Annotated in this window: 7 protein-coding genes; 2 read left to right on the plus strand and 5 right to left on the minus strand. The window is 47.5% G+C overall.

Annotation, left to right across the window (positions count from 1 at the left end; genetic code table 11):
• Nucleotides 1-241: 241 nt before the first annotated feature.
• The gene (locus BM358_RS24770) at nt 242-3,418 is read left to right on the plus strand and encodes a bifunctional cytochrome P450/NADPH--P450 reductase (protein WP_028542536.1); all 3,177 of its coding nucleotides are present in this window, start codon (nt 242-244) and stop codon (nt 3,416-3,418) included.
• Nucleotides 3,419-3,513: 95 nt separating this feature from the next.
• On the opposite strand, the gene BM358_RS24775 is transcribed toward BM358_RS24770, so the two are convergent.
• From BM358_RS24775 to BM358_RS24795, 5 genes are all read right to left on the minus strand, one after another.
• Nucleotides 3,514-4,101, minus strand: a complete 588-nt coding sequence (locus BM358_RS24775) for a restriction endonuclease (protein WP_028542537.1) — start codon at nt 4,099-4,101, stop codon at nt 3,514-3,516.
• Nucleotides 4,102-4,275: 174 nt separating this feature from the next.
• Entirely contained in the window at nt 4,276-5,685 is a 1,410-nt protein-coding gene (gene aspA / locus BM358_RS24780; protein ID WP_013311251.1) for an aspartate ammonia-lyase, read from the minus strand.
• Between the two features lie 199 nt (nt 5,686-5,884).
• Complete coding sequence (locus BM358_RS24785) at nt 5,885-6,415, minus strand: GNAT family N-acetyltransferase (RefSeq protein ID WP_028542538.1); 531 nt, start codon at nt 6,413-6,415, stop codon at nt 5,885-5,887.
• 109 nt (nt 6,416-6,524) lie between these two features.
• On the minus strand, nt 6,525-6,926 hold the full coding sequence (locus BM358_RS24790; RefSeq protein ID WP_023989581.1) for a VOC family protein: 402 nt from the start codon (nt 6,924-6,926) through the stop codon (nt 6,525-6,527).
• Nucleotides 6,927-7,041: 115 nt separating this feature from the next.
• On the minus strand, nt 7,042-10,425 hold the full coding sequence (locus tag BM358_RS24795) for an S-layer homology domain-containing protein (RefSeq protein ID WP_049828486.1): 3,384 nt from the start codon (nt 10,423-10,425) through the stop codon (nt 7,042-7,044).
• Between the two features lie 306 nt (nt 10,426-10,731).
• Between BM358_RS24795 and BM358_RS24800 the strand changes: the two genes are divergently transcribed.
• Nucleotides 10,732-11,886, plus strand: a complete 1,155-nt coding sequence (locus BM358_RS24800; protein ID WP_028542539.1) for an aminotransferase A — start codon at nt 10,732-10,734, stop codon at nt 11,884-11,886.
• The last annotated feature ends 498 nt before the right edge of the window (nt 11,887-12,384 follow it).

Consider the following 12,384-nt stretch of genomic DNA (forward strand, 5'->3'; position numbering starts at 1 on the left):
TATCGGTTATAAAAGCATATTTTTTCATAAGAGTTTCTGTAAATTCATTGTAAATAGAACATAATAAATGAGATTATTTTTCTCTATATGTAAAAAATGTATATTTTTATGCTTCTTTTATTATACGAACTGTCCAAATTCACTTATTTTCGTTTATATCGTAAGAATAAAGTGTAATTTGGAAAACATAGGTACTCTGAAACCATCACTCTATTTCAATCCGAAAGGAGCAACATTAAAAATGACTTCGACAGATTTAATTCCACAGCCCAAAACTTATGGTCCCTTAGGTAATCTGCCCTTGATCGATACACATGCCCCTGTCCAGTCTTTGGTTAAGCTTTCTTATGAGTACGGTCCAATTTTTCGCATGGATCTGCCTGAAGGAACGAACATTTATATTTCCGGTCATAAGCTGGTCGCAGATGCTTGTGATGAATCCCGTTTCGACAAACAAGTGTGGGCTCCATTACAAAAAGTACGAGCTTTTGCAGGAGACGGACTATTCACAAGCTGGACTGAGGAACCGAACTGGCGCAAGGCCCACCAAATTTTGCTACCAAGCTTCAGTCAGAGGGCTATGAAGGGTTACCACAATATGATGCTTGATCTTGCTGTTCAGCTGATACAGAAATGGTCTCGGCTTAATCCCGATGAAAGTGTAGAGGTACCGGAAGATATGACCCGGCTGACTTTGGATACCATCGGATTATGCGGCTTTAATTATCGTTTTAACAGCTTCTACCGCGATCAGCCCCATCCGTTCGTGACCAGCATGACACGCGCATTAGATGAAGCGATGGGTCAGCTGCAACGCCTTAATCTGCAAAACAAGCTGATGTTATCGAAGAAAAAGCAGTTTAAAAACGATATCGAAACGATGTTTTCTCGGGTAGACAGCATTATTCAAGAACGCAAAACCCTTGGCAACCAAGGAGAAGAGGATTTACTGGCACGTATGCTGGAAGGCAAAGATCCAGAAACTGGTGAGACGCTGGATGATGAAAATATCCGCTATCAGATCATCACCTTCCTCATCGCCGGTCATGAAACGACCAGTGGGCTTTTATCCTTTGCCATTTACTATTTGCTTAAGAATCCGCGAACGCTAACCAAGACTTATGAAGAAGTGGATCGCGTGCTCACCGATTCGCTGCCTTCTTATACTCAGGTTCGTGAACTCAAGTACATAAGGATGATACTGAATGAAGCTCTGCGACTATGGCCGACAGCGCCCGCCTTCTCTCTCTTTGCCAAAGAAAATACGTTGCTCGACGGAACCTACCCACTTAAAAAAGGTGACAGCGTCAATGTACTCATTCCAAAACTGCACCGTGATACCGAGGCTTGGGGCGAAGATGTTGAGGAATTTCGACCGGAACGCTTCGAGGACCCATCCGCCATTCCGCAAGATGCCTACAAACCGTTTGGCAACGGTCAACGCGCCTGTATTGGACAGCAGTTTGCCTTACAGGAGGCCACTCTTGTGCTGGGTATGGTACTGAAACATTTTGAGCTGATTGATCATACTCATTATGAGTTGAAAGTCAAAGAAACGCTCACACTCAAGCCGGAGGGCTTCACCATTCAAGTACGCCCGCGCAGCACACAGACTGCCGTCATGCTGCCAGGTGCCGCTCAAGAACTTCATGAACAAGAGGAACAAAAGGTTGCACCCCCCCATGCCGAAAAGCATGATACTTCTTTGCTGTCTTTGTACGGCTCGAATCTGGGTACAGCTGAGGGACTTGCAGGTGAACTAGCCGATTTAGGTCGAAATTGGGGTTTCAACAGTAGCATAGCAACTCTGAATGATCGTGTGGACAATTTGCCTAAAGAAGGCGTGGTACTTATTACGACCGCATCTTATAACGGGCATCCGCCGGATAATGCTGATGCCTTTGTACAATGGTTGGAGCAGGCAGGCGAAGGGCAACTGGCAGGCGTAAGGTATGCTGTATTCGGCTGCGGTGACCGCAATTGGGCCAGCACGTATCAGCGTATTCCAAGGCTGATCGACGAGCTGATGTATGCCAAAGGGGCGAAGCGACTGTATGACCGGGGTGAGGGCGATGCCAGCGGTGACTTCGAGAAGGATTGGGAAGTCTGGAACCACGGCTTATGGCCGGATTTGTTGAATGCTTTCGGGGTAGAGCACAATGATACAGAACCACAGGACAGCAACAGCCTGAGCATAGAGTTCGTCAGCGCCATACTCAGTACACCTCTTGCAGACAACTACGGAGCAGTCACCGCCGTCGTTACGGCGAATCGTGAGCTGCTTGCTGCTGAAAGTGAACGCAGTACACGACATCTGGAGCTCAAATTACCGACCGGATTGTCCTATCGCGAAGGTGACCACCTTGGTGTGTTGCCGCGTAATCCTGCTTCGCTGGTCAAAAGGGTGATGCAACGCTTTAAATTACAGGAACAGGATTACATCGTATTGAGAGGCAGTGACCGGGATGCGGCGCATCTCCCCTTAGATCGGCCTGTCAGCATAGGAGATTTGCTCACTCTCAGTGTGGAACTGCAAGAACCGGCAACGAGAGCCCAGCTACGGCAACTGGCATCCTTTACAGTGTGTCCACCGCACAAGAAAGAAATTGAAGCTTTGCTGGAGGACACATCCTTCGAGCAAGAGATACGGCAGAAGCGCATCACGATGCTGGATATTCTGGAGAAGTATCCAGCCTGCGAGCTGCCATTTGAAAACTTTATTGCGCTCTTACCGCCACTCAAGCCCCGCTACTATAGCATCTCCAGTTCACCTCTTGAATTGGCGAATTCGGTGAGTATAACAGTGGGCGTCGTGCGTGGACCAGCCCGTAGCGGACAGGGCGAATACCTAGGAATTGCCTCTAATTATTTGGCACAGCTCCAACCAGATGATCCTATTGTCATTTTTGTGCGTAAGCCTCAGTCGGGCTTCCGTTTACCGGAAGATCCAGCCGTGCCTGTCATCATGATCGGTCCGGGTACTGGAGTGGCACCATTCCGCGGATTCCTACAGACACGCTATGTACTTAAGGAGAGAGGAGAGCAGCTCGGCGAGGCTCATCTATACTATGGCTGCCGTAATCCGAAGCTTGACTATCTGTACAAGCAAGAGCTGCAAGCCTGGGAGCAGGAGGGAATCGTTACGCTTCATACAGCCTTTTCACGTCTGCCCGATCAACCCAAAAGATACGTGCAGCATGTCATGAAGGAAGATGCGGACACTCTGATTCACTTGCTTGATGAAGGAGCGCATCTGTATGTATGCGGTGATGGTAGCCGGATGGCTCCCGGTGTAGAAGACACCCTTTGTGCTGCTTACGCGGAAGCACACCATACCAGTAAAGAAGAAGCACAGCAATGGTTGGATCGTCTCCAACAGGAGAAACGCTATGCTAAGGATGTCTGGACAGGCATCTAATGTTAACAATATAAGAGCAAGCATTATGTTAAAAAATAAAAGGGACTGATTACTGGGCTTCGATCTCGTCACCAGTAATTCAGTCCCTTTTATGATTATCTTTCACTCCATTTGGAAGCAATCACTTCGGTTTTACTTTCTATGAGATCCATGACTTCCTCGCGGCGTTTCGTCTTGAATAAATCAATCATGTCGATCAAGTCGTTGCGGTCTAATAATTTAACCCCGTTGACAGCAGCAAGTGTTTTACAGGATTCCGTATACCGGCCGGAGGTGATGACGAGGGACTTGTCAGCTGCATAATAACGCATAGAGGTATAGATCTCCTGCACTGCTCCCAGGCCTACCGGATGTTGTACCCCATAACGTTTGGCCTGTATGACAACTCTGACGCCTTCACGGTCTGTAAAAACCAGATCCGCTCCAAAATCCCGGCTACTGGTTGTTTTATAGATGTCCTTATAGCCAAGCGCGGATAATAACCGTTGCAAATAAAGCTCAAATTCCGAGCCATCCTCCATACGATCTATATCCTGAATTCCAATTTTGCGTGGGTCCAGATCACGTAAAATCCGATTTCTGCGACTACGTATCAGTCCTCTGATGATGAGCGCAAACAACACTAAAAGTACAATGAGTCCTATTCCTAATTCCTTGTATGCCAATAATTTCTCTAGCAACATCCAACTCTCCCTTTTCTACCATAAGCGTAGCCATATCATCCTTGACAGGACACTCCCCTATGCACGCTGGCTCCCGTATTACATCTGTGTTATCACATAACAATAGCCCCGCCAGATTCGACGGGGCTATCTTCGTCTTGCCTCAAAGCTGTCTAAACTCCATACTCCGCATCATTATTCGCGATTCAGCAAAGATTCTCCGGCAATACCAGGCTGAGTCATTTGGTACGGGTCCAATATAATGTCCAGCTCCTCCTCGGTCAGTACATTGTACAGCAAGCACAACTCACGCACCGATTTCCCAGTCGTAATTGCTTCGCGAGCAATACGTGATACCACCTCATATCCAAGATGCGGATTAAGCGCTGTAATAATGCCTACACTGTTCTCTACATATTCACGACAACGCTCCACATTCGCTTCAATTCCTTCCACACAATGAATGCGGAAGACGTGGAAGCCCTGCTTCATAATTTCCAGCGATTGCAGCAGATTGTAGACCAGTACAGGCTCCATCACATTCAGCTCGAGCTGACCAGCCTCAGAAGCCAAGCAGATTGTATGATCATTACCAATGACTTGGAAAGCAATTTGGTTAATAACCTCACACATCACCGGATTTACCTTGCCCGGCATAATGGATGACCCTGGCTGACGAGCAGGCAGACTCAGTTCTCCTAGACCTGCACGAGGTCCGGAAGCCATTAACCGGATGTCATTTGCCACCTTAGACATATTCATCATACAAATTTTCAAGGCAGCAGACACTTCAGTATAAGCATCCGTATTTTGTGTAGCATCTACAAGATTTTCGTCAGCTTCCACAGGGAAGCCACTGACTTCTGCCAGTACCTCTGCGACACGCTGAATATAACGACGGTCTGCATTCAGGCCAGTACCCACCGCAGTTGCACCCATATTAATCGTTAGCAGGTGCTGCTTGGTCGCACGGACGCGTCCGATATCACGACCCAGCACACGCGCATAAGCCTGAAACTCCTGCCCTAATCGTATGGGCACTGCATCCTGCAAGTGAGTCCGGCCCATTTTAATCACACTATCAAACTCATTTGCCTTCCGGGAAAATGCTTCCTGAAGCTCACTCATGGTGGCTAACAGCTTATCAATCATACTTAATACAGCCAAGTGTACGGCAGTAGGAAAAGCATCGTTCGTCGATTGCGCCATATTAACATGATTATTAGGACTGATCTCCTGATAATCTCCGCGTTGCTTGCCAATCAGCTCCAACGCGCGGTTCGCAATCACTTCATTTGTATTCATATTAATGGACGTGCCTGCGCCGCCCTGAATCGGATCGACGATGAAATGATCATGCAACTGTCCTTGTATAATCTCATCAGCAGCCTGAATAATGGCCTCTGCTTTGGGGCGATGTAAACGGGTTAGTTCCATATTTACCGTCGCTGCTCCCTTTTTCACGATCGCCATGGCTTTAATCAACTCAGGGTGCAGTCTTTGGCCTGTAATTGGAAAATTTTCTTTTGCTCTCAGCGTTTGTACACCGTAATAGGCATCTGATGGCACTTCCTTGGTACCTAAAAAATCATGCTCCAACCTCATATTCTCTGATTCCTCCGCTGTGTTTGCTACGTTCTTCAATTCAGTACACCCAAATTGACATAAAAAGACCTTTTCTGATCCCCTCTTTATTATACGTTTCTATTCCCGTGCTTTTCCAGTCGAATAAACGCGGAAAAAACTATGTAATCCTATGACAAGTTATGATTACCCGTATATACCACAATTATTCAGTAAATGCTCAGCTATGACTAGAATACAGATTTAATGGCTTATAATAATATCGAGTGGCGTGCAGCTGACCATCGGCTGATTGAGCATAACCCGGAATAACACCAGCTTCTACGAACCCGATCGATTCGTATAGTCCATTGGAGGGGTCACCCACCCGCGTATCGAGCACCAGTAACGTTCTATCCTGACTTAGTGCCTCTTCTTCCGCTACCTTCATTAACTGTCGTGCGATCCCCAGTCTGCGTCCGGACGGATGCACCATAAGCTTTGCAATTTCCGCACGATGAATAGCGTTAGCTTTTTGAGCCAAATGAAGCTGCACCGTCCCTACAGGTACTCCGTCCTTCTCAGCAATCCACAGAACTACACCGTCCTCAAGTACATTGTTCCAATAAGTTGCTGCTTCCTCATAACCTAATGGGGGTAAGAAACCTATAGATGCACCGTCTGCAACCACGTCGATTAACAGTCGACTCAGTGAATCTGCCAGGGCTTCGCTCAGAGCTTGAACAGGGTAGACTCTCATTTCGTTAGACATTGTGATTCCTCCCGGTGAGTTCGATAACATACAATAAAGAAAGCAAACTATCTTTTGAGGATAGCTTACTTTCCATAATACTTCGTTTACTTCATCATTCTTATTTCCATTACTGCTCTGCCATATAAAAGAACTCCCACAGATGACCATCCAAATCCTGAAAGCTCCATCCATACATAAAACCATGATCTTGAGGTTCGTTCGAGGGCTTACCGCCTGCTTCCAAAGCCTTGTGGACGATCTCGTCCACCTTTTCTCGGCTCTCTACCGATAAGGCAACAATCGCTTCTGTACTTTTTGTAGCATCTGAAATTTCTTTTGTCGTGAACGCTTTAAAACGTTCTTCAACCAATAACATGACAAAAATATGCTCACTAACAACCATACAGGTTGCATGTTCATCAGTGAACTGAGCGCTGAATTCAAATCCGATGGTAGTGAAAAAATCAATGGACTGTTGCAGGTTTTTAACTGGTAAATTCACAAAAATTTGTTTAGCTGTTACTCCCACGACATTTCACCTCTTCATTCGTCATTCATTCTACTTTATCATACTACCTCTCCACAAAAGATAACTTAACTATCGTATAAAGTCAATCAATCTGACATTTGTGTAGTGAAGTCTCCTATTCCCAATGTAGCTTATCCAGTGTGCGTGATAATACAGCCGCTGCTTCTGCCCTCGTCACAGATGTATCCGGGCCAAAACAGCCTTTCTCGTCTCCCTTCATAATACCTAGTCCAGACAAAGTCTTCACAGCCGGAGCTGCCCATGTAGAGATCTCCTGCGCATCCGATAATGATACGGATATACTCTCACTCACTTCTCCTGTATGTTCTTCTGTGTTCCCAGCGAAGCGCAAGGCTCTCTCTGTGATCACAGCCAGTTCCTCCCTCGATACCGGTGTATCAGGTCGGAAGCTTCCGTCAGCATAGCCGTTGATCAGCCCGGCTGCTGCTGCGGTACGTACGGAATCCGCATACCACGATTCGGTTAGAACGTCGTCAAAGCTCGTCAGCGTGCGATCTGTACGCTCCAGTCCAAGCACACGAACCAGCATCGCTGCCAGTTCAGAGCGTCGCACCTGGCCTTCAGGCTCAAAATGCATGTTCGCTAAGTCACTTTCACGAGTCGCACTAGCTGTAGACGCTGTCGAATCGGTCCCCGTCACAAGCAGGCGAGTCGCCAGCCGTGTAATATCCTGCTGCGCCCAATGACCGGATATATCTATGAACGATCTGACTTCACCAGAAGCCCCGCCATCAAGCACAGCGTAAGTCCCTCCCGAACGTCCATACACGGTTATTTCCTCACTCGCAGCGTGAAAAGGAACAGGTTGATAGGACAGCTGTCCGGCTTGGTTGGTCGATACCTTCACTACAGCAAGCTGGTCTGCATCGACCGTTGCAGGAACACGTAACAGATAACGTTCATACCCACTACCAGAGTCTCCGTTACCTGCCAAAAGCTGTTTCCGTCCATCCTCACTTCTCAGTTCAGCTGTGATATCCAAAGCCTGTAACAGTTTGCGCCCTGTCGGAACATCCAAGCGTTTAGCCAATTCTTCGTTCAAAGCGACGGAAACATTCAAGGAAATTTGTTTTACAGGCACCTGCCAGGTATCAGCCAGTTTCTGAAGAGACAAACGACTTGTTGCTACTTCATATCCACCCTGTGGCGTTTCCACTCGAAGAGTACGAATACGGTCGTTCAAGACGGCTCCCAAAGCTTCACCGTTTAAATGAACCTCGTACGTCCTCGCTTCTACTTGCTCCCCTGCACGGATCACAAGCGTACCCTTCGCGCCATTTTGAATGGCCTTTTGTATTTCAGCAGCTGTTACTTGAGCAACTGCCTTTTTCAGTCCGTTTTGCTCCACTCCGATCATTACAGACTTGACTTGCACCACATTTGTACCAGACAGGCTGCTTCCATTGGGTTCACTGCTGGCAGTCTGACCCTGCCCATTTACCGTTCCATTCATGTTACTGCTACTGCTATTCCCAGCGTTGGCGTTTCCAACGTTATCCTGCTGATCCTCATCGTCATCGTCATCGTCATTTCGGCCACTCCCACCATCTGTTGGTGGTTCTTCCGTTTTGCGCGGCAAATCTATTTGCGCAACCAACGGATCATGATCGCTTACCCGCCCGTCCGCCGCACTAAAGTCTGCATTCATATGAACGATATCCAGCACGGATGTTTTGCTCAGTGACGGGCTGACCAGCATATGATCCAATGTTTGCGAGTTACCTTCATAAATATAGGAGTACCGTTCCTTTTCATCCAAGTTGTCAATCAGATTGGTCAATCCCTGCCCCCGTAGCAAAGCCAGCGTTTCCGAAAATTGAAAATCATTCAGGTCACCGAGCACCACTATATTGGCCTTAGGGTTCACTTGCAGTACCGACTTTACAAAGCCATTCACAATCGTTGCAATCTTCGCACGCTGTATTTCGCTGCTTCGCACAGGTGGCTGAATTCCTCCAAATGGCGCTTGATCGCCCCCTTTGGAATTAAAATGGTTAGCGACCACAATCACCTGCTGGCCTTGAAACTCAAATTCAGCGGCCAACGGCTTGCGCGAGTCTTCAAATGACGCATTCAGGGGATCAATCCGACCCGGGTTGAGAGAGAGTCCCTGCACTCCATAAGTGACAGACGTAACTGAATCCCCCTTGGGCTTGTCGGTCAGCGTAACACGTTGCGGATTGTACAAGAAGCCAACACGGATGTTGCCACCGGGGGCACCGCCATCCTTATTATTTTCAGGGGCAATATCTGTAAAAGCGTACTCCGGGCCTCCATGAGCACGAATCGCCTCTATGAGCACTCGGAAGCTTTCGGAAGCGTCTGTGGTGCCATCGTCTTTCTCACCGTTATTATCCTGCACTTCCAGCAATCCTATGATATCCGGATGATTCAAATTTACGGCAATAGCCTGCCCCAGCTGATCTATTCGTTTTCCATCACCGGGATCGAAGTTTTCCACATTAAAAGAAGCTACTGTCAGCTTACGATCATCGCGTAACAAACGCGTGTTGGCTGGCTGGAGGCCGCCAGGTACAACATCCGGCATACGCTCTGGCAGCAGCTTATAATTGCTAAAGCTATAGCTCACCACACCTGTGATAGGACCCGCAAAACGATCGCCTGTCTTCAACGATGTCGAAGGCTTCGCATCAATCAGAATCCGTTGCGGGTTCAGACTTCTTTCTGTCAGCATGAGTCCGCCTGCCTCCGTTACAACCTCACCTGTGTTTGGACCGTTATCAATTCGGACTGGAATTTCATAACCATAAGGACCAATCACAGTGGCATCCTTCAACTCTACACGCATGCCTTCCAGGCTTTCGAAAAAGTCCAAGCCATCCTCCTGTGGATCAAACACCGTCATTCCGTCATGATCCACAACAGATGTCGGCATCACACGTCCCTGTTCACCTAGCAAAATTGGAGATGGCAATGGACGGTCATTGGCAATTACCTTAACCGAAGAAGCCACAATTTCTGTGGTCGTCAAGTCGATTGGCTTACTTCCATATGTTCTTTCCGTGTATTCCTTCACCGAACCGCTAACCCTTACCTCATCCCCTACCTGTGCACCGTGACTAGGCTTGTACACTAGAATGGCCTCGGATGTTTTTTCATCCTGATCCACTTGATCATCCATCTCTTGGATATAGAAGCTGCTCCCCTTCACCATTGTGACAACGCCTTCAATATCCGCTACTTTTTGTCCTTCATATGGAGAACGGTGTGCTACCCCCTGTATATCGTGGATGCGAAGCTTTTTAGGAAAATAGACATCTGCATATACACTTGCCCCTACAGTTACGGGTGAAGGTTGCACCTCTTTTCCTGCAAAAGATGCAGGCTCTGCCGAAGCTTTTCCACTGGACAACCCTACCGGCCCTCCAGCCGAAAGCACCAGTATGACACTGAGCCATGTGATTCCGAACCTTTTTAATTTCGTGGGTAATATTTTTACTATGTATTCTTGTTTCATCAAAAGATACTCCCCTCCCCATTTTTACTATGATTACGCTTACAAATATATTCTTCTTTTAAGATACCATAAATTAGTCAATTTAGTACCTTAATTATGTAAGGATTTTGCAAAATTCGATTCCAGTCGCTCCAAAGTGCAATATATAGACGCACTAGACCACTTCGGTCTATATATTGTTCATTGGAAGTCGCTTATTGGATTTTTGCAAAACCATCATATAAAAATGAATTCTTCTTGCCGTAGCATATTCAGATCAAATTATTGTAAACTTGTTCTAATACAGAAAAAGGTGGCACATAAGCTATGGAGCATTTGCTTAACGATCAGGTTAAAAACATTCAAATCAGCGGCATCCGCAAAATCGCCAACAAAGTTGCCGCATTACCCGGAACCCTGTCATTAACGATCGGACAGCCGGACTTCCCTACCCCTGCGCATATTATGGAAGCTGCCCATCGGGCGATTAACGAAGGACGCACCTCCTATACACCTAATCCGGGACTGCCGGAATTACGAGAAGCCGCAGCGGCGTTTGTAGCTCGTAAATACGGCCTAAATTACCGTGGACAGGATGAGGTTATCGTAACGAACGGAGCCAGTGAAGCGCTGGATATTACCTTACGCACGATTTTGTCACCCGGCGATGAAGTCATTCTGCCAGTGCCGATTTACCCAGGATATGAGCCATTGATCCGTTTGTCAGGTGGCATTCCAGTGTTGGCTGACACCCGCAACAGCGGATTCAAGCTAACGGCAGAGGTACTGGAGCCTTATCTGACTGAGCGGACAAAAGCAGTCATTCTCGGCTATCCTTCGAATCCGACCGGACGGGTGATGAGTCACCAAGAACTGGAAGCAGTCGCGGATTTACTCAAGGAACGCGATCTGTTTATCATTTCGGATGAAATATACAGTGAACTGATTTACGATACCCCCCACGTGTCCATTGCAACTCTGCCAGGTATGCGTGAGCGCACCATCGTCATTAACGGTCTGTCCAAATCACATTCCATGACGGGATGGCGCATTGGTTTTACACTTGCACCCGCTGAAATTACACAGCACATGGTCAAAGTCCATCAGTACAACGTAACCTGTGCCAGCTCGATTAGCCAATATGCTGCCCTGGAAGCCTTGACCACTGGTGTCGATGATGCACTTCCGATGCGTGAGGAATACCGCAAGCGTCGTGATTATGTACATGGAAGGCTGACAGACATGGGTATCCCGCTGGAGAAACCCGAGGGAGCCTTTTACCTTTTCCCTTCCATCGCGCATTTTGGATTAAGCTCTATGGATTTTACCTTGAAGCTGCTGGAAGAGCATGGAGTGGCTGTCGTACCTGGAGATGCCTTTTCTTCCTATGGCGAAGGATACATTCGCTTGTCTTATGCTTACGGGCAGGATGTGCTGGAGCAAGGGTTGGATAAAATAGAGAGGTTTGTTAAAGGGTTATAGGGAGTTAAGGCGGGAGGAGGCGCTACGCAGTCCATTTGATCTTCCGATCGCCGTTGCGGTGGGATTCTTGAATTGGATAAAACATTTATAGGTAAGAATCCCACAGCAAAAGCGAACACTACCGCTTCTCCAGATTCAAATGGCCCGCTTCGCTCACTGCCCGCCTTAAAATCCCACAATTCTCTAACGTGTGTGGGAGACGCAGGGGTAAAAAAATACTCACCCGCTTTACACGGTGAGTAAACATAAAAAAGGCCTCTGAGCCACCCGTACAGGTGGCTCAGAGGCCTTTTCGCTCTTCCACTACTCCCACCGGCTATCGGCGTAGGGATTCATGGGTGCGTACCTTTAAGCACGGTGCAGCGGAGGGGGCGGAATGGTGCTGGACAAGCGGAGCGGTCGCCTTTAAATTCCGATTTTCACCTTTAAATATTCAATCATAAAAATCGGAATTTAACAGCGATGGTAAGCACCATCCGCCACCGCAGCGACCTTTAA

This window comes from Paenibacillus sp. cl130, assembly GCF_900116035.1.
GTDB lineage: Bacteria > Bacillota > Bacilli > Paenibacillales > Paenibacillaceae > Paenibacillus > Paenibacillus polymyxa_B.